Here is a 20,095-nt window from a genome sequence, read left to right as displayed (position 1 = left end):
AATCCCCGCGAAACGCGGTCGACCGACGCTCTTGCAGAGTCTTTGACGCTCTTTCAGTGACTCTATTGCAGCGCGTCGGAATTTCCGATGGGGGGTCGGAATCCATGGATATCTTTTGGCCAACGGCAAGCGGGCCGGGAAACGCCGAGGCCCGCGACTCGAACGACGAAGGCCCCCGGCTCGGGAGAGCCGGGGGCCTTCGGTGACGTACTGGGGGCGGTCAGACGTTGACGCCGTGCGCGCGGAGGTAGGCGACGGGGTCGATGTCCGAGCCGTAGTCCGGGCCCGTGCGGGCCTCGAAGTGGAGGTGCGGGCCACTGGAGTTGCCGGTGGAGCCCGAGAGGCCTATCTGCTGGCCCGGGGTGACCGTCTGGCCGACGGTGACACTGAGGGACGACATGTGGCCGTACTGGGTGTACGTACCATCGTTCATCTTGATCACGACGTTGTTGCCGTAGGCACCGCCCCAGCCCGCCTCGACGACGGTGCCGGCGCCGACGGCGTGGACCGCGGTACCGGACGCGGCGTGGAAGTCGACGCCGGTGTGGCTGCCGGAGGACCACATGGCGCCGCCGGTCTGGTAGCCCGTGGAGACGTACGAGCCGGCGATCGGGGAGACGTAGGTGTTCAGGCGCTTGCGCTCGGCCGCGCGGGCGGCGCGCTCCTTGGCCTCCCGCTCCTTCTTGGCCTTCGCCTTGGCCTCCGCCTCGGCCTTGCGCTTGTCCTCGGCGGCCCTCTTCTTGGCGGCCGCTTCGGCCAGCTTGGCGGCGGCAGCGTCGTCGGCGGCCTGTCGCTGGGCGGCGGCCTGCGCGTCGATGCTGTCGGCGAGCGAGTCGCCGACGGAGATCGCCTGGGTGAGCCCGGTGTGCTCGAGGGCGGCGTCGTCGGCGGCGGCGAGCGCGGGAGCGGCCAGGCCTCCGATGACACCGGTGGTGGTGAGCGCGGCGACGCCCGCGACGCTCGCGGTGGTGCGGGTGAGGCGGCTGGGACGACGGTGCTTCCCGGTGGCACGGGTGAACGCCATGAAGCGGCTGATCCTTTCCTTCCTTCTCGCCTACCGGGTTAGCTGACGGGTTCGGAGCAGGAAGGTCTCCTACGAGCCCCTCACCTGACGGCAAGGTGCCCGATTCACCCCAGGGGACATGTGGGTCCCCGGCTCCCCTGGCTCGCGCCGTACGGGGACTCGGCGATGACTGTCCGGTGCCGCGGATGCGACGTACTGCGTGACGGACAGCCGGGTCGAAGCTAAACGCGCCGTCTTTCAATCGACAAACAGAACGCCGCTTTTGTAGCGCACGCCACACGGCAGACAGGCAACCTCCATACGAATTCGGACATATGAGGCCCCGACGACCGAATCGGTCGCCGGGGCCTCATGACGGGTCTCCTCTGCCAGGAGCTCTCCTGCGGCTCAGCCGCTGACCACGCTCACCTCGCCGATGTCGAGCGCCCTGACGGGCCCCTCGATCCGCGCGGCGTCCCCGACGAGGATCGTCACCAGGTGGTCCTCCGGGAAGGCGCTCACGACGGCCGCGGTGGCCTCCACGGTGCCGGTCGCCGCCAACTGCCGGTACAGCTGCGCCTGGAAGTCGTCCGGGAGGTTCTGCTCGACCTGGTCGGCGAGCGTGGCCGCCACGGAGGCGGCCATCTCGAACTTGAGCGGGGCCACGCCCACCAGGTTCTGCACGGCCACATCGCGCTCGGCGTCGGTCAGGCCCTCCGCGGCGAGCGTCCGCAGGACCTTCCAGAGGTCGTCGAGCGCGGGGCCCGTCGACTCCGTGTCGACCGATCCGCTGATGGCGAGCATCGCGGCGCCCGTGCCGTCCGGAGCCGAGCGCAGGACCTGGCTGAACGCCCGTACGCCGTAGGTGTAGCCCTTCTCCTCGCGCAGGACGCGGTCCAGGCGGGAGGTGAGGGTGCCGCCCAGGCAATAGGTGCCGAGGACCTGGGCGGGCCAGATCCGGTCGTGCCGGTCCGGGCCGATGCGGCCGATCAGAAGCTGCGTCTGCACGGCTCCGGGGCGGTCCACGATGACGACGCGGCCCGTGTCGTCGGCGGTGATCGCGGGCATCGGACGGGCCTCGGCCGTGTCGCCGGTCCAGGTGCCGACCGTGTCCGCGAGGATGGCGTCCAGGTCGGTGCCCGTGAGGTCGCCGACGACCACCAGCGTGGACGTGGCGGGGCGGACATGCCTCTCGTAGAAGGCCCGCACCGCCGCCGAGTCGATCGCCGAGACCGTCTCCTCGGTGCCCTGACGCGGGCGGGACATGCGCGCGCCGGCCGGGAACAGCTGCTTGGAGAGTTCCTTGGCGGCGCGGCGCGCCGGGTTGGCGGCCTCGTGCGGGATCTCGTCCAGGCGGTTGCGTACGAGGCGTTCGATCTCGGTGTCCGCGAAGGCGGGGGCGCGCAGGGCGTCGGAGAGCAGGCCGAGCGCCTTCGGGAGGCGGGAGACCGGGACTTCGAGGGAGACCCGGACGCCGGGGTGGTCGGCGTGCGCGTCCATCGTGGCGCCGCAGCGGTCAAGCTCGGCGGCGAAATCCTCCGCGGAGTGCTTGTCCGTGCCTTCGTTGAAGGCCCTCGCCATGATGGTGGCGACGCCGTCGAGGCCGTCCGGCTCGGCGTCCAGCGGCGCCTCCAGATGGACCTCCACCGCGACGACCTGCTGGCCGGGGCGGTCGCAGCGCAGCACCGTGAGGCCGTTGGGCAGGGTGCCGCGCTCGGGGGCGGGGAAGGCCCACGGCTTGGCCGGGCCGGCCTTGGGCTGCGGGTGGAACTGCATCGTCGCGGCCTCGCTCACTTCGCCGCCTCCTCTTCCTCGTCGGTCGCACCGGCGACGGACTCTTCGACTTCGTCGGCGGCGGCCGTCACGGGCTCGTAGACGAGGACCGCGCGGTTGTCCGGGCGCAGGCGGGCCTTGGCGACCTCCTGGACCTCCTCGGCGGTGACGTCCAGGACGCGCTGGACGGCGGTCAGGGCGAGCTGCGGGTCGCCGAACAGGACCGCGTACCGGCACAGTTCGTCCGCGCGGCCCGCGACCGTGCCGAGCCGGTCGAGCCACTCGCGCTCCAGCTGCGCCTGGGCGCGCTCCATCTCCTCCGGGGTGGGGCCCTCGGCGGCGAAGCGGGCGAGTTCCTCGTCGACGGCGGCCTCGATGACCGGGACCTCGACGTCACCTGAGGTCTTGACGTCCAGCCAGCCGAGCGAGGGGGCACCGGCGAGGCGCAGCAGACCGAAACCGGCGGCGACGGCGGTGCGGTCGCGGCGCACGAGCCGGTTGTAGAGCCGGGAGGAGTCGCCGCTGCCGAGGACGGTCAGCGCCAGGTCGGCCGCGTCGCACGCGCGCGTGCCGTCCTCGGGGAGGCGGTAGGCGGCCATCAGCGCGCGGGCCGGGACCTCCTCCTCGACGACCTCGCGCAGCTCCTTGCCGATGCGCTCCGGCAGTGAGCCGTCCCGCGGGGGCTGCTTGCCGTCGTGGGAGGGGATCGACCCGAAGTACTTCTCGACCCAGGCGAGCGTCTGCTCCGGGTCGATGTCGCCGACGACCGACAGGACCGCGTTGTTGGGCGCGTAGTACGTGCGGAAGAACGCGCGGGCGTCCTCCAGCGTGGCCGCGTCCAGGTCGGCCATGGAGCCGATCGGCGTGTGGTGGTAGGGGTGGCCCTCCGGGTAGGAGAGGGCGGTCAGCTTCTCGAAGGCGGTGCCGTACGGGACGTTGTCGTAGCGCTGGCGGCGTTCGTTCTTGACGACGTCGCGCTGGTTCTCCATGGACTCCTCGTCGAGCGCGGAGAGCAGCGAGCCCATCCGGTCGGCCTCGAGCCACAGGGCCAGCTCCAACTGGTGGGCGGGCATCGTCTCGAAGTAGTTGGTGCGCTCGAAGCTCGTCGTGCCGTTGAGCGAGCCGCCCGCTCCCTGGACCAGTTCGAAGTGGCCGTTTCCGGGCACCTGCTTCGAGCCCTGGAACATCAGGTGCTCAAAAAGGTGAGCGAGGCCGGTTCGCCCCTTGACCTCGTGGCGGGAGCCGACGTCGTACCAGAGGCAGACCGCGGCGACCGGGGTCAGGTGGTCCTCGGAGAGCACCACGCGCAGGCCATTGGCCAGCCGGTGCTCGGTCGCTGTCAGGCCGCCGGAACCGGCCTCGGCTGTGGCCGTGTGACCCATGGGCATGTACGTCCCTTCGATCGCTGGATCATCGTGATCATCGCTGGATCAGAACAATTGCTGGCAGTCCTGCCACTGTATGCAAGCGTGCGGACACCTGACGAAGTTCCCGGTGCGCCCTCGGCGTAGTCGGGAGTGACGCGGGTGTGACGCGGGTGCGGGAGACGGATCGTGGTCGGGGATGACGCGAATGTCGCACGGGTCGCGGTCGGGGTTGACGCGGCTGTCGCACGGGTCGTGGTCGGCGTTGTCAGTGGGACAGTCCACAATGGTCGGCGTCAGATCCCGCACTTGTTGGTGAAGGAGCCGCAGCAGCGATGGCCCGCCGCAGCACGAAGACCCCGCCGCCCGACGACTCGTTCGAGGAGAAGATCCTCGACATCGACGTCGTCGACGAGATGCAGGGCTCCTTCCTCGAGTACGCGTATTCGGTCATCTACTCCAGGGCCCTGCCGGACGCCCGCGACGGCATGAAGCCGGTCCACCGCAGGATCGTCTACCAGATGAACGAGATGGGCCTGCGCCCCGACCGCGGCTATGTGAAGTGCGCCCGCGTCGTCGGCGAGGTCATGGGTAAGTTGCACCCCCACGGAGACGCGTCGATCTACGACGCGCTGGTGCGCATGGCCCAGCCCTTCTCGATGCGCCTTCCCCTGGTGGACGGCCACGGCAACTTCGGCTCGCTCGGCAACGACGACCCGCCGGCCGCCATGCGGTACACCGAGTGCAAGATGGCCGACGCCACCTCCCTGATGACGGAGTCGATCGACGAGAACACCGTCGACTTCGAGCCGAACTACGACGGCCAGGAGATGGAGCCCTCCGCCCTCCCGGCGGCGTACCCGAACCTCCTGGTCAACGGCGCTTCGGGCATCGCCGTGGGCATGGCGACGAACATGCCGCCGCACAACCTCGGCGAGGTCATCGCCGCGGCCCGCCACCTCATCAAGCACCCGGGGGCCGACCTCGAGACGCTGATGAAGTTCGTGCCGGGCCCCGACCTGCCCACGGGCGGCAAGATCGTCGGCCTGACGGGCATCAAGGACGCGTACGAATCGGGCCGCGGCTCCTTCAAGATCCGCGCCACGGTCGCCGTGGAGAACGTGACGGCGCGCCGCAAGGGCCTCGTCGTCACCGAACTGCCCTTCTCCGTAGGACCCGAGAAGGTCATCGCCAAGATCAAGGACCTGGTCGGCGCGAAGAAGCTCCAGGGCATCGCCGACGTCAAGGACCTCACCGACCGCTCGCACGGTCTGCGCCTGGTCATCGAGATCAAGAACGGCTTCGTCCCGGAGGCCGTCCTGGAGCAGCTGTACAAACTGACGCCGATGGAGGAGTCCTTCGGCATCAACAACGTGGCGCTGGTGGACGGCCAGCCCCTCACCCTCGGCCTCAAGGAGCTTCTGGAGGTCTACCTCGACCACCGGTTCAACGTCGTGCGCCGCCGCAGCGAGTTCCGCCGCGGCAAGAAACGCGACCGACTGCACCTGGTCGAGGGTCTGCTGGTAGCCCTCCTGGACATCGACGAGGTCATCCGCCTCATCCGCTCCAGCGACAACTCCGCGCAGGCCAAGGAGCGCCTGATCGAGCGCTTCTCGCTGAGCGACATCCAGACGCAGTACATCCTGGACACTCCGCTGCGCCGCCTGACCAAGTTCGACCGTATCGAGCTGGAGTCCGAGCGCGACAAGCTCAACGGCGAGATCGACGAACTGACCGGCATCCTGGAGTCGGACGCCGAGCTGCGCAAGCTGGTCTCCTCCGAACTGGCCTCCGTCGCCAAGAAGTTCGGCACGGACCGGCGCACGGTGCTCCTGGAGTCGGCCGGTTCCCCGGCGGCCACGGTCTCGCTCCAGGTGGCGGACGACCCGTGCCGCGTGCTCCTGTCGTCGACGGGCCTGCTGGCGCGTACGGCCAACGGCGACCCGTTCACGGACGGCGAGACCAAGCGCGTCAAGCACGACGCGATCGTCTCCGCGGTGCCGGCCACGGCGCGCGGCGAGGTCGGCGCGGTCACGTCCCAGGGGCGGCTGCTGCGCCTCTCCGTAGTGGACCTCCCGCAGTTGCCGGAGACGATGGGCGCGCCGAATCTCTCCGGAGGGGCGCCCGTCTCGGAGCTGCTTCCCCTGTCCGGGGACGAGAAGCTGATCTGCCTGATGACGCTCGACGAGTCCTCCCCCGGCCTGGCGCTCGGCACCGAGCAGGGCGTGGTCAAGCGCGTGGTGCCCGACTATCCGTCCAACAAGGAGGAGTTGGAGGTCATCACCCTCAAGGACGGCGACCGGATCGTTGGCGCGGCCGAGCTGCGTACGGGCGAGGAGGACCTGGTCTTCATCACGGACGACGCCCAGCTGCTGCGCTATCAGGCCTCGCAGGTGCGCCCCCAGGGCCGTCCCGCGGGTGGCATGACGGGCATCAAGCTCGCCGAGGGCGTGAAGGTCATCTCCTTCACGGCGGTGGACCCGGCGGCGGAGGCGGTGGTCTTCACGGTGGCGGGCTCGCGCGGCACGCTCGACGACTCGGTGCAGACGACGGCCAAGCTCACGCCGTTCGACCAGTACCCGCGCAAGGGCCGTGCCACGGGTGGTGTGCGCGTGCAGCGGTTCCTGAAGGGCGAGGACTGCCTGAGCTTCGCCTGGGCGGGCCCGACGCCGCCGTACGCGGCCCAGCGCAACGGCACGCCGGCCGAGCTGCCCGAGATCGATCCGCGCCGCGACGGCTCGGGCGTCTCGCTCGCGAAGCCGGTGGCGGCGGTGGCGGGCCCGGTGTAGCGACGGTCCGCCGGCACTCGGCGCCGGGCTCTTCGCGGGCGCCTCGCCGGGTGCCTCGCCGGGTGCCTAGAGTGGCTGGTCGCCCGAATGGCCGTCCGGCTGGCTGTCCGCCTGGTCGTCCGGCTCCTGGACATAGCGAAGTACGCCCCACATGCCGTGCTCATCGGCCTGTGGGGCATACGTGCGACAGGCCTCCAGCTCCTTCTCCAGGGCGGATACGTCGATGCCGGACCCGATGAGGACGAGCTGAGTCAGGCGGGGTTCAGCCGGAGCCCACTGCTCCGGGTAGAAGCGCAGAAACCGCCCGACGGCATGCACCCCGTAGCGGTTCCGCGGGTCGGCGGCACCGAAATCGACGTACCCCTTGATGCGGTAGAGCCCTTCGGGCCTGCTGTCGAGCAGGGCCATCAAGGAGCGCGGCTCCATGGGCACTTCGGAGGTGAAGGAGAGACTTTCGTAGGCGGAGTGCAGGTGGTCACGGTGGCCACAGCCGTCTTCGCATGCGCCGTTCTCGTCGTCGACGTCCCCGAGGTCGAGGCCGTCCTCGCGCAGGTCATCGAAGGACAGCTGCCCGATCCGCTCCCCCACGGGCGCGCGGTCGAAGAACAGCTCCACGTCGACGCGCCCGAAGGAGGCCGAGACGACGGCCGCGCGCCCCGCGAGCCCGCGGACCACCTCGAGGACGCGCTCGCGCTCCTCGCCGGGCACCCGGTCGGCCTTGTTGACCACGACGAGATCGGCGATGCCCAGATGACGGTCCACCTCGGGATGCCGCTCCCTCGTGGCGTCGAACTCGGCGGCGTCGACGACCTCGACCAGCCCGCCGTACACGATGTGCGGGTTCTCGCTGGCGAGCAGCATCTTCACGAGCTCCTGCGGCTCGGCGAGCCCGCTCGCCTCGATGACGATGACATCGATCCCGGCGGAGGGCCGGGCGAGCCGCTCCAGGTACTCGTCGAGCTCGCTGGCGTCCACGGCGCAGCACAGGCAGCCGTTGCCGAGCGAGACGGTGGAGTCGCCGAGCTGTCCCGCCACCGACATCGCGTCGATCTCGATCGACCCGAAGTCGTTGACGATCGCCCCGATCCGGCTGCCGCCACTGCGGTGCAGCAGATGGTTGAGCAGGGTGGTCTTGCCGGAACCCAGGAATCCGGCGAGGACGATGACCGGGATCTGCTGCGTGTTCAACCGTGCGCCCCTCGTACTGACGTCCGCACGGGTCACGGTGGATCCCGTACGAAGAATGAAGTCCGCCCCAGGATAGGTGCGCGCCGACGAGCCGCGAAGTGAACGATTGTTAGCGGCGCTCGCGGGGCACACATTGGGCACGGCGCCGGGATGTGCGACCACCACTTCCTTCCGTGCGCCTCCTCTCCGCCTCCCCGCCGATCAGAGCCGCTCGGCACCCTGGGAGACGGCAAGCGCACCGCCCAACGCTCGCCGGTCCGCTCCCTGTCGACCCACACCCGACGACCGGCGGACGGTCGCCGATTCGGGGGTTGACATGACCACACGGAATTTTCGGGTACGGGGGGTGGGCTCGGCCGCGGTGGCGGGCCTGGTCTTCGCCACGGGGGCGCTGGCAGTCCTGACCGCCCAGCAACGCAGACATGACGCTCTGTACCGGAAGGCCGAGGAGGAACGATCCAGGCACCACCGCCACATGGTCCTGGCCGCCCAGCAACGACTTCAGTTCGACATGCTCACCACTGCCATGGGCGACCCTGACCTGGCGGCCGTACTGGACACCTACGAGACACCGCTGGACGCCCGCACCCAGCGGCAGTACCTCTTCGCCAACGCGATGTACACCAATGTGCTGCTGGCCTGGCGTGTGGGCAATCTCGGATGGGACGAACTGCACGGCCATCTGCGGCTGATCTGCCAGAACGCCATCTTCCGCAATTACTGGGCAGCCACACGAGGACACCGCGCCAGCCTCCTGGACTCCTCGGACGAAGCCCGCCTGGGCCGAATGGTCGACAAACTCATCAGAGACCTGGAGGCCGCCGGCACCGACGAGTGGTGGGTGGTGGGTGAACCCCCGCCCGAGTAGAGCGAGTTGATCACCACTTGACCGCCCGGAGGTGGCCTTGCGTGACGAACCTGCTCAGTTTGTCTCAGGTAACTCCTGTCCCTAAGGTAGGCGCGCGCGTTTTACCCCACGACGCCAACTGCCAAACCTCGCCTGCCACAACTAAGGCGGCTTTCCCCCGATCCACCCCTCCCAGACTGGAATACCTTGAAGATCGTGCGCCGCGTCGGTGTCTCTCCTCAGCAGCGAGGAAGCACGTCAGGGCAGTCCTGCCCGGACGTGTTCGAACTGAGTGACGGAAACTTCGCCGTCATCGGGACAGAAGCAACTGCGGCACTTGAGCAGGAACTCCCACCTGACGCCTCACGAGCCAGCTACGAACGCATCGTGATCGTGAGTCGCGAGACACTCGTACGCGCGAAGGGCGACATTCCTGATGCCTAGTGCCGACTGACGGAGCCGATCCGGCCAGGTTCCTTCGGTAGGGTTTCCCGCTTCCGGAGAGTCCCGAAGCCCGCCTGTTCGGGTCTCCTGACAGGCCTTGACGGCTCGTCGAACAAGGGGGTACCCGCTCACGTCCTGAGCGGGTACCCCCGGGCCCTCTCGCCCGTCGTCCGTCACCCGTTGTCTGTCGCCTGTCGCCCGTCGCCCGTCAGTCGGCCGCCGGGACCGCCTGCGGCGCCGCAGGACCCACATACCGCGCCGCCGGTCGAATGATCTTCGAATCCCGCGCCTGCTCCAGGATGTTGGCGCTCCAGCCGACCACCCGCGCGGAAGCGAACGTCGGCGTGAACATCTCGCGCGGCAGCCCGCACAGCTCCATGACGACGCCGGCGTAGAACTCCACGTTCGTGTGCAGCTCACGGCCCGGCTTCAGCTCCGCCAGGATCGCCTCGACATGCCGCTCGACCTCGACCGCGAACTCCACCATGTCGCCGCCGAACCGCTGGGCGATGCCCCGCAGCATGCGCGAGCGCGGATCCTCGGTGCGATAGACGGGGTGCCCGAAGCCCATGATGCGATCCCCCGCCAGGACGCGCTCGCGGATCCAGCCGTCGATGCGGTCGCGGGTCCCGATCGCGTCAAGGGTGTCGAGGGCTCGGCTCGGCGCCCCGCCGTGCAGCGGCCCCGACAGCGCGCCGACGGCACCCACCAGACAAGCCGCCACATCCGCCCCGGTCGAGGTGATGACCCGAGCGGTGAATGTCGACGCGTTGAACCCGTGATCAATGGTGGAGATCAAGTACTGCTCAATCGCCCGCGCATGCGCGGCATCCGGCTCCGAACCAGTGAGCATGTAGAGGTAGTTGGCCGCGTACGACAGGTCGTCCCGAGGCTCCACGGGTTCGAGCCCCTGGCCGAGCCGGTAGAGCGCGGTGAGCAGCGTCGGCACGACCGCGGACGCGGCGAGGGCGTCCGCGCGGCGCCGGTCGTCGTCGATGTCGTACACCGGGCGGAAGCCCTGCGACGCCCCGAAGAGCGACAAGGCGGTGCGCAGTCCGGAGAGCGGACCCGACAGCGCGCCGGCGCGGGCGATGGCGGGCAGCGCGTCGAGCACGTCTTCGGGGAGGTGCCGCAGCGAAGCGGTCCGCGCGGCGAAGGCCTGTCCCTGCACGGCGTCCGGCAGCTCACCGTAGAACATCAGATGCCATACGTCCTCGAAGCCGCGGCTCTGCGCGAGCTCGACGGCCGAGTACTGGCGGTAGTGGTAGAAGCCCTCATATCCCCTCACGTCTCCGAGCGCGGTCTCGGTGACGACGACACCCGCGAGTCCTCGTGGGACCTCGACGGGCTCGGCGGGGGTGGCGGTGGAGCCATTGATCGGCATGTTCTTCCTCGACTTCCTCCATGAACCTGATTTGACTGTCCATGATTGACTAAAGCACTGTCAATATTGATTGAATCAATGTGAAAATGCAGGTGTCGTGATGCGGATACGGTGTCGCCCATGACGGATCAAGGAACCGAGCACAACGCACGGCGGCGGCTGACGACCAAGGAAGCCGCCGAGTTGCTCGGTGTGAAGCCCGAGACCGTGTACGCGTACGTGAGCCGCGGTCAGCTGACCAGCCGCCGCGGCGCGGGGGCACGGGGCAGCACCTTCGACGCCAAGGAGGTCGAGGCGCTGGCCTGCAGGAACAGAAGGGACTCCACGGCCCCGACCACCGCCAACGAACTCTCCGTACGCACCCGCATCACTCTCATCGACAGCGACCGCTACTACTTCCGAGGCGTGGACGCCACCGAGCTAGCGCTGGCGCACTCCTACGAAGAGGTCGCCGAGTGGCTGTGGACCGGCGTACTGCGCCCCGGCATCGGCTTCACCGCCCCCAGGGACACCGTCTCCGCGGCCCGCCGCGCCGTCGACGCGCTGCCCGAGCACAGCGGGCCGACCGACAGGTTGCGGGTGGCGGCCATCTCCGCGGGGGCCGCCGACCCACTCCGCTTCGACCTCTCCGAAGAGGCGGTCATCGGCACCGCGCGCACGCTGATCCCCACGCTCGTGGCCGCCCTCCCGCCGGTCCTGCCGACCCACAAGGAGGAGGGCCCGCTCGCCCGGCGGCTGTGGGCCCGTCTGAGCGGCGTCAAGCCCGACGAGGCCTCACTGCACGCCCTGGACACGGCCCTCGCGCTCCTCGTCGACCACGACCTCGCCGCGTCGACGCTCGCCGTGCGGGTCGCCGCGTCAGCTCGCGCCCACCCCTACGCGGCGGTGTCGGCGGGCCTCGGCGTCCTGGAGGGCCCGCTGCACGGCGCGGCCAGCGGTCTCGCCCACCGCATGCTCCTCGACGTACTCGACCGGGGCAGCGCCACCCCGGTGGTCGCCGACGAACTGCGCGCGGGCCGCCGCGTCCCCGGACTCGGCCACCGCCTCTACCCCGGCGAGGACCCGCGCGCACAGGCGCTCTTCGGCCTCCTGGAGGGGATGCCGAAGGCGGGGCCCGCCCTCGCCGCCGCCCGTGACGTGGTGGCGACCACCGCCCGCCACACGGACCTGCGCGCCAACGTCGACCTCGCCCTGGCCGTGCTGACCGCCTCGTCCGGGATGCCGGCGGAGGCGGGCGAGACCATCTTCGCGGTCGCCCGCACCGCGGGCTGGATCGCGCACGCCCTGGAGGAGTACGAAGAGCGGCCGCTGCGCATGCGCCCCAGCGGCCAGTACGTCGGTCTGCGCCCGCCCCAGCCGATGCCGGCGGCCCCCCCGGCGGGCTCCTCCGGGGAGGTGTGAACCACTCGGGCAGAGGTGCGGTTAGGCTCGCCTACGTGAGTACGTGCGCGACCGCCTCGCGGGATCTGGACGAGCCCCTCGCCGGGACCGCGGCGACCGCCAGGACATGGCTCCTGGTGGAGCAGTCGGGCCCCTGGGGCGCCAAGGCGCTGACGTCCAGCCATCTCGACCCCGAGGTCGGCCGCGCCCTGGAGAAGGCCGCCGAAGGCACCGGCGTGCGCGTCGCGCTGATCCGCCGCCCCGGCCGCCACGCGGACTGCTACGCGCCGACGCGGCACCAGGTGTACGTGGCGCACACCACCCCGGGCCGCACCTGGCTGCGCTCCGAGGTGACGGACGACCCGCGGCGGCTGCTGGACCTCGACTTCCCCGCTCTCGGCGCGGGCGACCACGGCGGCTTCGGCACCCCGCACACGGGCGCCCCGCTCGCGCTCGTCTGCACCAACGGCAAGCGCGACCGCTGCTGCGCCCTCCTCGGCAGACCGCTCGCCGCCGAGCTGGCCGCCGCCGGTGAGGAGGGAGCCTGGGAGATCACTCATCTGGGTGGCCATCGCTTCTCGCCCACGCTGTTGGTACTGCCGTACGGCTACGCGTACGGCCGCACCGGGACGCACGCCGTCAAGGAGATCCTCGCCGCCGCGCGAGCGGGCCGGGTGATCACCGAGGGCTGCCGGGGCAACTCGGCGTGGGAGCGTCCCGGACAGGCCGCCGAGCTGGCGGTGCGCACATCGACGGGAGAGGAGACCGCGGAGGCGCTGACCGTGGTGGACACGGAGGGCGCGGCCCCCCGCTGGGAGGTGACCGTGGCGCACAGCGACGGCCGCCGCTGGCGGGTCACCGTGGCCCAGGGTGCCTCTCGACCGCCCCGCCCGGAGAGCTGCGGCGCGGCTCTCGGGACCCCGGCTCGGATGGACGTGGTGGCCGTACGCCAAGTCTCGGAGAGCGTGGCGCAGGGGGCCCCGACCCACCGGCGTCCCTGACCCGGCGCCGTCCTGTACGAGGCTCCCCAACCCGGCGTGGCCCCGGACGAGATCCCCACCACACTCACTTCGGAGTAGCCCGCTTCCGGCCGTACCGTTCGTACACATGAGCCCGACCTCCCCTGTGCGACGCCTCCGCCTCGGCCTGCCGCGGCGCGTGTTCTCGCAGGTGCTGCTGATGCAGCTGGCGATCGCCGCCGGGGTCGCGGTGCTGGCCACCGGGCTCTTCCTCGCGCCGCTCAGCGACCAGCTCGACGATCAGGCGATGCGCCGTGCGCTGGCCATCGCCCAGACGACGGCCGCCCACCCGCAGATCGCCGAGGATCTGAAGTCCTCGCGCCCCACGGGCGACGGCCCCGTCCAGGCGGAGGCCGAGCGGATCCGCCGGGCCAGCGGCGCCGAGTACGTCGTGATCATGAACAAGGACGGTGTCCGCTGGTCCCACACCGACCGCGGCCAGATCGGCAAGGTCGTCTCGACCGACCCCAGTGACGCGCTCGCGGGCCGTGAGGTCATGGAGATCGACAACGGCACGCTCGGCCGCTCGGCGCGCGGCAAGGTGCCTCTGCGGGACGCGGGCGGGGACATCGTGGGCGCCGTCTCCGTGGGCATCGAGTACGACAGTGTGCGGGCCCGCCTGATCCACGCCATCCCCGGGCTGCTCGCCTACGCGGGCGGGGCGCTCGCCGTCGGTGCGCTCGCCGCGTATCTGATCTCCCGAAGGGTGCAGCGGCAGACCCGTGACCTGGCATTCTCCGATATCTCCGCTCTGCTCGCGGAGCGCGAGGCGATGCTGCACGGCATCCGCGAAGGGGTCGTGGCCCTGGACCGGGAGGGCCGCATCCGGCTGCTCAACGACGAGGCGCAGCGCCTCCTCGCCCTCGGCACGGAGGTGCTCGGCCTACCGCTCGACGAGGCGCTCGGCCCGGGGCGCACGACCGATGTCCTGGCCGGGCGGGTCACCGGCACGGACCTGCTGACCGTCCGCGGGCAGCGCGTACTGGTCGCCAACCGCATGCCCACCGACGACGGGGGCGCCGTCGCCACCCTGCGCGACCGCACGGAGCTGGAACAGCTCGGCCGTGAACTCGACTCCACCCGTGGCCTCATCGACGCCCTCCGCGCCCAGGACCACGAGCACGCCAACCGCATGCACACGCTCCTTGGCCTGCTCGAACTGGAGATGTACGAGGAAGCCGCGGAGTTCGTCGGCGAGGTGGCGGGCGCCCACCGGGTGACCGCCGAGCAGATCACCGAGAAGATCCGTGATCCGCTGCTCGCGGCCCTGCTTGTCGGCAAGGCCACCGTGGCCGCGGAGCGCGGGGTCGTCCTCTCCGTGCCGCGCGAGGCCTCGCTGCCCGACCGGCTCGTCGACCCGGGCGGTCTCGTCACGATCGTCGGCAACCTCGTCGACAACGCCGTCGACGCCGCCGCGGGCACCCTCCACGCGCGCGTGGAGGTCGCCGTACGCACCGAGGGGCGGTCCGTGGTCCTCCGGGTGCGCGACACCGGTCCCGGCGTCCCCACCGAGCAGCGGGAGACGATCTTCACGGAGGGCTGGACCACCAAGGAGCCGCCGGCGCACGGCAAGCGCGGGATCGGGCTCGCCCTGGTCCGCAGGCTCGCCGAGCGTCAGGGCGGCAGCGCACGGGCGGGTGAGGCACCGGAGGGGGGCGCGGAGTTCACCGTCGTCCTGCCGGAAGCGCTCTCGGAGCCACAGCTCGCCGCCACGGAGCAATCAACATTGATCAAGGGCACGGAGACGACGTCATGATCGAGGTACTTGTCGTCGACGACGACGTCCGGGTCGCGGACGTCAACGCCGCCTATGTGGCGAAGATCCCCGGCTTCCGCGTGGCGGCAAAGGCACACAACGCCGCCGAGGCGCTGCGGCTCATCGAGGCTGTCACCGTGGATCTGGTGCTGCTGGACCACTACCTGCCGGACGAGACGGGCCTGTCGGTCGTACGTACGTTGCGTGAGCGCGGCCACCAGACCGACGTGATCATGGTGACCGCGGCTCGCGATGTCGCCACGGTGCAGGCGGCGATGCGCCACGGCGCACTCCAGTACTTGGTCAAGCCGTTCTCCTATGCGGGGCTGCGCGCCAAGCTCGACGCGTACGCGACGCTGCGGCGCACGTGGGAGGGCGGGGGCGAGGCCGAGCAGGCCGAGGTCGACCGGATCTTCGGCGCACTGTCGGCGACTGCGGCGCCCGAGCTGCCCAAGGGGCACTCCCCCACCACGGCGGAGCTGGTCCGCAGGGCTCTGAGGGCCGCGGAAGGGCCGCTCTCCGCACAGGAGTTGGCGGACCGCACGCGGCTGAGCCGGCAGACGGCGCAGCGCTATCTGAAACTCCTGGAGCGCACGGGCCGCGTCCGGCTGAGCCTCAAGTATGGCGACACGGGCCGCCCGGAGCACCGCTACGAGTGGGCGGCGAGCATCTGAGCGGCCCCCTGGCCACGACAGGAAAGAGGCCGGGAAGCCCCCCGTTACGCCGCTCCTGCGCCGGTCAGCGACCGCACCTCCGTCTCCGCGTGCTTGGCCTCGTCGGCTGGTTCACGCGAGGTCACCGTGCCCAGCCACCCCGCGAGAAAGCCCAGTGGGATCGAGACGAGCCCCGGGTTCTCCAGCGGGAAGCACTGGAAGTCCACTCCCGGGAAAAGGGAGTTGGGGCTCCCGGAGACCACCGGCGAGAGCAGCACCAGCGTGAGCGCGGGCAGGAGCCCTCCGTACACCGACCAGACCGCACCTCGGGTGGTGAAGTTCCGCCAGAACAGCGAGTAGAGCAGCACCGGCAGATTGGCGGACGCGGCGACCGCGAAGGCGAGGCCCACCAGGAACGCGACGTTCAGGTCGCGGGCCAGCAGCCCGAGCCCGATCGCGACCACGCCGATCCCGGCCGCGGCGACGCGCGCCACCGCCACCTCACTGCGCGGCTTCGCGTTCCGCCGTCGCAAGGAGGCGTACAGGTCATGGGCCACCGACGCCGAGGAGGCGAGCGTGATCCCGGCGACCACGGCGAGGATCGTGGCGAAGGCGATGGCGGCGACGATCGCGAACAGAACCGTTCCGCCTGTGGAATCCGCGCCGCCGCCCAGATCGAGGGCGAGCAGCGGCACCGCCGTGTTCCCCGCCGCGTTCGACCCCCGTACCGCCTCGGAGCCCACGATCGCGGCCGCGCCGAAGCCGAGCACGATCGTCATCAGGTAGAAACTGCCGATGAGGCCGATCGACCACACGACCGAGCGGCGCGCGGCCCGCGCGGTCGGCACGGTGTAGAAGCGGGACAGGATGTGCGGCAACCCGGCCGTACCGAGCACGAGGGCGAGGCCCAGGCTGATGAAGTCGAGCCGCGCGGTCCAGTCACCGCCGTACTTCAGGCCGGGGGCCAGGAACCGCTCGCCATGGCCGCTGCGGTCGGCGGCGGTACGCAGCAGTTGGTCGAAGTCCCCGTGGAAACGCACCAGGACGAGCACGGTCAACGCGATCGCCCCGCACATCAGCAGGACCGCTTTCACGATCTGAATCCAGGTGGTGGCCCGCATCCCTCCCAACGACACATAGATCACCATCAGCGCGCCTACGCCGATCACCGTCCAGGACTGCGCCGCCCCGCTCGTCCCGCCGAGCAGCAGCGCGACCAGCGAGCCCGCCCCCACCATCTGCGCCACCAGATAGAGAACGGACACGGTGACCGAGGAAGTTCCCGCCGCGATCCGCACCGGCCGCTCCCGCATCCGCGAGGCGACGACGTCGGCGAGGGTGAACCGGCCGCAATTGCGCACCAGTTCGGCGACGAGGAACAGCACGACGAGCCAGGCGACGAGGAAACCGACCGAGTAGAGCAGCCCGTCGTACCCGAAGAGCGCGATCAGCCCGGAGATGCCGAGGAAGGAGGCGGCCGACATGTAGTCACCGGCGATGGCGAAACCGTTCTCCATCGGGGAGAAGAGCCGTCCGCCCGCGTAGAACTCCTCGGCCGAGCCGTGCCGGTTGCGGCTCACCCACGTCGTGATCGCGAGCGTGACGCCCACGAAGATGCCGAACAGCAGGAGAGCGAGGCTCTGGTGATCGCCGGTCATCGCTCGGCCCCCTGCTCCCGCGTCTGTTCGAACACGGACCACCGCAGGTCAAGTGCCGCTCGGTCCCGGCGCAGGCGCGCGTGCCGGGCGTACGCCCAGGTCAGCAGGAACGTCGTGAGGAACTGGCCGAGGCCCGCCAGCATCGCCACGTTCACCGCCCCGGTGACCGGGCGCGCCATCAGGCCCGGTGCCGCAGTGGCGGTCACGACGTATGCCACGTACCAGGCGAAGAAGAGTACGACCGCCGGGAAGGCGAACCTCCGATACCGGCCGCGCACCTCCTGGAAGGCCTCGCTGCGCTGGACTTCCAGGTAGATGTCGGCCGCACTCGCGCTCCGCCGCTCCGCGGGCCCCCGAGGCGGCACCACGGAGGCCGGCGCGCCCGTGCCGTCCAGCTCACCCCAGCCTGAGGCGAGCGCGTCGTACCAGGGATCCCTCGGATCGCCGGGCCGGCCCGGGCCGGGGTCGGCCTGGCCGACCCCGGCGTCGCGCGCGTCGTGCATCTCCACCGAACTCTCCTTGTCCGCAGCCCTGTTCGGCCGCGTGCCCAAGGATGGGCAGATCGGGAAGATCCCTGACTCTTCTCCCGGCGCTCTTCACCCCATCAGGTGAAGCAGCGTCAGATACGGGCCCCTACGCGTCGATGCGCGAGCGGTCCAGCGTCGCCGCGGAACTCGTGATGAACTCCTTGCGCGGCGCGACGTCGTTGCCCATGAGCAGATCGAAAACCTGCTCGGCCGACTCCAGGTCGGAGATGTTGATCCGGCGCAGGGTCCGGTAGCGCGGGTCCATGGTGGTCTCGGCCAGCTGATCGGCGTCCATCTCGCCCAGGCCCTTGTAGCGCTGGATCGAGTCCTTGTAGCGCACGTTCTTGCGCTGCAGCTCGAGCAGGGTCTCCCGAAGCTCACGGTCCGAGTACGTGTAGACGTACTTGTCCTGGCCCTTCTTCGGCTGGCTCAGCTCGATGCGGTGCAGCGGCGGCACCGCGGCGAAGACCCGGCCCGCCTCGACCATCGGCCGCATATAGCGCTGGAACAGCGTCAGCAGCAGGATCCGGATGTGCGCGCCGTCGACGTCGGCGTCGACGAGCAGGATGATCTTTCCGTAGCGCGCCGCGTCGATGTCGAAGGTCCGGCCGGACCCAGCTCCTATGACCTGGATGATCGCGCCGCACTCGGCGTTCTTCAGCATGTCCGTCACGGACGCCTTCTGAACGTTGAGAATCTTGCCGCGGATCGGGAGGAGCGCCTGGAACTCGGAGTTGCGGGCGAGCTTGGCGGTGCCGAGCGCGGAGTCACCCTCGACGATGAAGAGCTCGCTGCGCTCCACGTCGTCGCTGCGGCAGTCCGCGAGCTTCGCGGGCAGCGAGGAGGACTCCAGGGCCGTCTTCCGGCGCTGGGCGTCCTTGTGCTGGCGGGCCGCGATTCGCGTACGGGCCGCGGCGACGGCCTTGTCCATGACGGCGCGGGCCTGCGCCTTCGCGTCCCGCTTCGTGGACGTCAGGAACGCCTTGAGCTCCTTGGCGACGACGTTGGCGACGATGCGGTTGGCCGCGGAGGTGCCCAGCACCTCCTTGGTCTGGCCCTCGAACTGCGGCTCCGCGAGACGGACCGTGACGACCGCCGTGAGGCCTTCCAGGGCGTCGTCCTTGACGATGTCGTCCTCGGCGACGCGCAGCACCTTCTGGCTGCGCAGCGCCTCGTTCATCGTCTTGGTCAGCGAGCGCTCGAAACCGCTCACATGGGTGCCGCCCTTGGGGGTGGCGATGATGTTGACGAAGGACCTGACGTTCGTGTCGTACCCGGTACCCCAGCGCAGCGCGACATCCACTCCGAGCTCACGGGTGACCTCGGTGGGGGTCATCTGACCGTGGTCGTCGAGGACCGGCACCGTCTCCTTGAAGGAGCCCTGCCCGGAGAAGCGGAGGATGTCGCAGACCGCCTTGTCCTGGGCCAGATACTCGCAGAACTCGCTGATGCCACCGTCGAAGCGGAAGGACTCCTCGCCCTTCGAGCCGCCCTCGCCGAGGCCGAATTCGTCGCGTACGACGATGGTCAGGCCCGGCACCAGGAAGGCGGTCTGGCGGGCGCGCTGGTGGAGGTTCTCCAGCGACAGCTTGGCGTCCTTGAGGAAGATCTGCCGGTCCGCCCAGTAGCGCACGCGCGTGCCGGTGCGGTTCTTGGGGATCTTCTTGACCTTGCTGAGCTTCGCCGACGGGTCGAAGGGCGCCTCGGGCCCCATCTTGGCGAAGGCACCGGGGACACCGCGCCGGAAGCTGATCGCGTGCGTGTGCCCGGCGCGGTCCACCTCGACGTCGAGGCGCGCGGAGAGCGCGTTCACCACGGAGGCGCCCACGCCGTGCAGACCACCGGAGGCCGCGTAGGAGCCACCGCCGAACTTGCCGCCCGCGTGGAGCTTGGTCATGACGACCTCGACTCCGGAGAGGCCGGTCTTGGGCTCGACGTCCACGGGGATGCCGCGGCCGTTGTCCCGGACCTCTACGGAGGCGTCGTCGTGGAGGATGACCTCGATGTGGTCGCAGTACCCGCCCAGGGCCTCGTCGACGGAGTTGTCGATGATCTCCCAGAGGCAGTGCATCAGGCCGCGGCTGTCCGTCGACCCGATGTACATGCCCGGACGCTTGCGGACGGCCTCAAGCCCCTCCAGGACGAGCAGGTGCCGCGCGGTGTAGTTGGAACCGTCCCGGTCTGCTCCGGTCAGCAACGCTGTGGACGGCACGGACGTCTCGGCGGTCACGCGGTTCGCTCCTCGCTGAATTTCAAGGGGAGTCCTTTGGGGTAAGGACGCGGCTTCGGTTGCCCGTCAGAGGGTACCGA

General features: G+C 70.2%; 15 protein-coding genes and 1 riboswitch. Of the genes, 7 read left to right on the top strand and 8 right to left on the bottom strand.

The window, feature by feature from the left end; genetic code table 11:
• Window positions 1–220: 220 nt before the first annotated feature.
• From DMA15_RS28145 to DMA15_RS28135, 3 genes are all read right to left on the bottom strand, one after another.
• A complete protein-coding gene (locus DMA15_RS28145; RefSeq protein ID WP_125515533.1) occupies window positions 221–1,024 on the bottom strand; it encodes a M23 family metallopeptidase in 804 nt (267 codons plus the stop codon).
• Window positions 1,025–1,036: 12 nt separating this feature from the next.
• A riboswitch (cyclic di-AMP (ydaO/yuaA leader) is annotated at window positions 1,037–1,199 on the bottom strand.
• 212 nt (window positions 1,200–1,411) lie between these two features.
• Window positions 1,412–2,797, bottom strand: coding sequence for a pitrilysin family protein (locus DMA15_RS28140; protein WP_125515532.1), 1,386 nt, complete (start codon window positions 2,795–2,797; stop codon window positions 1,412–1,414).
• Window positions 2,794–4,164, bottom strand: a complete 1,371-nt coding sequence (locus tag DMA15_RS28135) for a pitrilysin family protein (protein ID WP_125515531.1) — start codon at window positions 4,162–4,164, stop codon at window positions 2,794–2,796. The genes DMA15_RS28140 and DMA15_RS28135 overlap by 4 nt, the downstream gene beginning before the upstream one ends.
• Before the next feature lie 311 nt (window positions 4,165–4,475).
• Here DMA15_RS28135 and DMA15_RS28130 point away from each other — a divergent pair, with 311 nt between their 5' ends.
• Window positions 4,476–6,929: a DNA topoisomerase IV subunit A gene (locus tag DMA15_RS28130; protein WP_125515530.1), complete on the top strand. Its 2,454-nt coding sequence runs from the start codon at window positions 4,476–4,478 to the stop codon at window positions 6,927–6,929.
• 66 nt (window positions 6,930–6,995) lie between these two features.
• Here DMA15_RS28130 and DMA15_RS28125 read toward each other — a convergent pair whose 3' ends face one another.
• The gene (locus DMA15_RS28125) at window positions 6,996–8,117 is read right to left on the bottom strand and encodes a CobW family GTP-binding protein (RefSeq protein ID WP_125515529.1); all 1,122 of its coding nucleotides are present in this window, start codon (window positions 8,115–8,117) and stop codon (window positions 6,996–6,998) included.
• 316 nt (window positions 8,118–8,433) lie between these two features.
• Here DMA15_RS28125 and DMA15_RS28120 point away from each other — a divergent pair, with 316 nt between their 5' ends.
• Together DMA15_RS28120 and DMA15_RS28115 are read left to right on the top strand one after the other, a co-directional pair.
• Complete coding sequence (locus tag DMA15_RS28120) at window positions 8,434–8,985, top strand: DUF6082 family protein (protein WP_125515528.1); 552 nt, start codon at window positions 8,434–8,436, stop codon at window positions 8,983–8,985.
• A 186-nt stretch (window positions 8,986–9,171) separates the two neighbouring features.
• Complete coding sequence (locus DMA15_RS28115; protein WP_125515527.1) at window positions 9,172–9,408, top strand: hypothetical protein; 237 nt, start codon at window positions 9,172–9,174, stop codon at window positions 9,406–9,408.
• A 208-nt stretch (window positions 9,409–9,616) separates the two neighbouring features.
• Here the strand turns inward: DMA15_RS28115 and DMA15_RS28110 are convergent, their stop codons facing one another.
• Window positions 9,617–10,792 (bottom strand): citrate synthase/methylcitrate synthase, encoded by a 1,176-nt coding sequence (locus DMA15_RS28110; protein ID WP_125515526.1) that lies wholly within the window; start codon window positions 10,790–10,792, stop codon window positions 9,617–9,619.
• A gap of 120 nt (window positions 10,793–10,912) precedes the next feature.
• Between DMA15_RS28110 and DMA15_RS28105 the strand changes: the two genes are divergently transcribed.
• The 4 genes from DMA15_RS28105 (at window position 10,913) to DMA15_RS28090 (ending at window position 15,621) form a co-directional block, all read left to right on the top strand.
• The gene (locus DMA15_RS28105; protein ID WP_125515525.1) at window positions 10,913–12,193 is read left to right on the top strand and encodes a citrate synthase family protein; all 1,281 of its coding nucleotides are present in this window, start codon (window positions 10,913–10,915) and stop codon (window positions 12,191–12,193) included.
• Between the two features lie 35 nt (window positions 12,194–12,228).
• On the top strand, window positions 12,229–13,173 hold the full coding sequence (locus tag DMA15_RS28100; RefSeq protein ID WP_125515524.1) for a sucrase ferredoxin: 945 nt from the start codon (window positions 12,229–12,231) through the stop codon (window positions 13,171–13,173).
• 106 nt (window positions 13,174–13,279) lie between these two features.
• Window positions 13,280–14,947 (top strand): sensor histidine kinase, encoded by a 1,668-nt coding sequence (locus DMA15_RS28095; RefSeq protein WP_125515523.1) that lies wholly within the window; start codon window positions 13,280–13,282, stop codon window positions 14,945–14,947.
• Window positions 14,944–15,621, top strand: coding sequence for a response regulator (locus DMA15_RS28090; RefSeq protein WP_125515522.1), 678 nt, complete (start codon window positions 14,944–14,946; stop codon window positions 15,619–15,621). The genes DMA15_RS28095 and DMA15_RS28090 overlap by 4 nt, the downstream gene beginning before the upstream one ends.
• A gap of 44 nt (window positions 15,622–15,665) precedes the next feature.
• On the opposite strand, the gene DMA15_RS28085 is transcribed toward DMA15_RS28090, so the two are convergent.
• The 3 genes from DMA15_RS28085 to DMA15_RS28075 form a co-directional block, all read right to left on the bottom strand.
• Window positions 15,666–17,258, bottom strand: coding sequence for a cation acetate symporter (locus tag DMA15_RS28085; protein ID WP_125515521.1), 1,593 nt, complete (start codon window positions 17,256–17,258; stop codon window positions 15,666–15,668).
• Entirely contained in the window at window positions 17,255–17,761 is a 507-nt protein-coding gene (locus tag DMA15_RS28080; protein WP_125518044.1) for a DUF485 domain-containing protein, read from the bottom strand. Before DMA15_RS28080 ends, DMA15_RS28085 begins: the two co-directional genes overlap by 4 nt.
• Window positions 17,762–17,891: 130 nt before the next feature.
• Entirely contained in the window at window positions 17,892–20,015 is a 2,124-nt protein-coding gene (locus DMA15_RS28075; protein WP_125515520.1) for a DNA topoisomerase IV subunit B, read from the bottom strand.
• Between the last annotated feature and the right edge of the window lie 80 nt (window positions 20,016–20,095).

Source organism: Streptomyces sp. WAC 01529 (assembly GCF_003945545.1).
GTDB lineage: Bacteria > Actinomycetota > Actinomycetes > Streptomycetales > Streptomycetaceae > Streptomyces > Streptomyces anatolicus.
The sequence above is the reverse complement of the archived record's forward strand: the minus strand, read 5'-3'. Positions and strand labels throughout refer to the sequence as shown.

Excerpts from the sequence above, each read along its gene's own strand:
- DMA15_RS28085 (WP_125515521.1), bottom strand. The coding sequence starts at position 17,258 with ATGACCGGCGATCACCAGAGCCTCGCTCTCCTGCTGTTCGGCATCTTC.
- DMA15_RS28135 (WP_125515531.1), bottom strand. The coding sequence starts at position 4,164 with ATGCCCATGGGTCACACGGCCACAGCCGAGGCCGGTTCCGGCGGCCTG.
- DMA15_RS28105 (WP_125515525.1), top strand. The coding sequence starts at position 10,913 with ATGACGGATCAAGGAACCGAGCACAACGCACGGCGGCGGCTGACGACC.
- DMA15_RS28080 (WP_125518044.1), bottom strand. The coding sequence starts at position 17,761 with ATGCACGACGCGCGCGACGCCGGGGTCGGCCAGGCCGACCCCGGCCCG.
- DMA15_RS28120 (WP_125515528.1), top strand. The coding sequence starts at position 8,434 with ATGACCACACGGAATTTTCGGGTACGGGGGGTGGGCTCGGCCGCGGTG.
- DMA15_RS28110 (WP_125515526.1), bottom strand. The coding sequence starts at position 10,792 with ATGCCGATCAATGGCTCCACCGCCACCCCCGCCGAGCCCGTCGAGGTC.
- DMA15_RS28090 (WP_125515522.1), top strand. The coding sequence starts at position 14,944 with ATGATCGAGGTACTTGTCGTCGACGACGACGTCCGGGTCGCGGACGTC.
- DMA15_RS28130 (WP_125515530.1), top strand. The coding sequence starts at position 4,476 with ATGGCCCGCCGCAGCACGAAGACCCCGCCGCCCGACGACTCGTTCGAG.
- DMA15_RS28145 (WP_125515533.1), bottom strand. The coding sequence starts at position 1,024 with ATGGCGTTCACCCGTGCCACCGGGAAGCACCGTCGTCCCAGCCGCCTC.
- DMA15_RS28095 (WP_125515523.1), top strand. The coding sequence starts at position 13,280 with ATGAGCCCGACCTCCCCTGTGCGACGCCTCCGCCTCGGCCTGCCGCGG.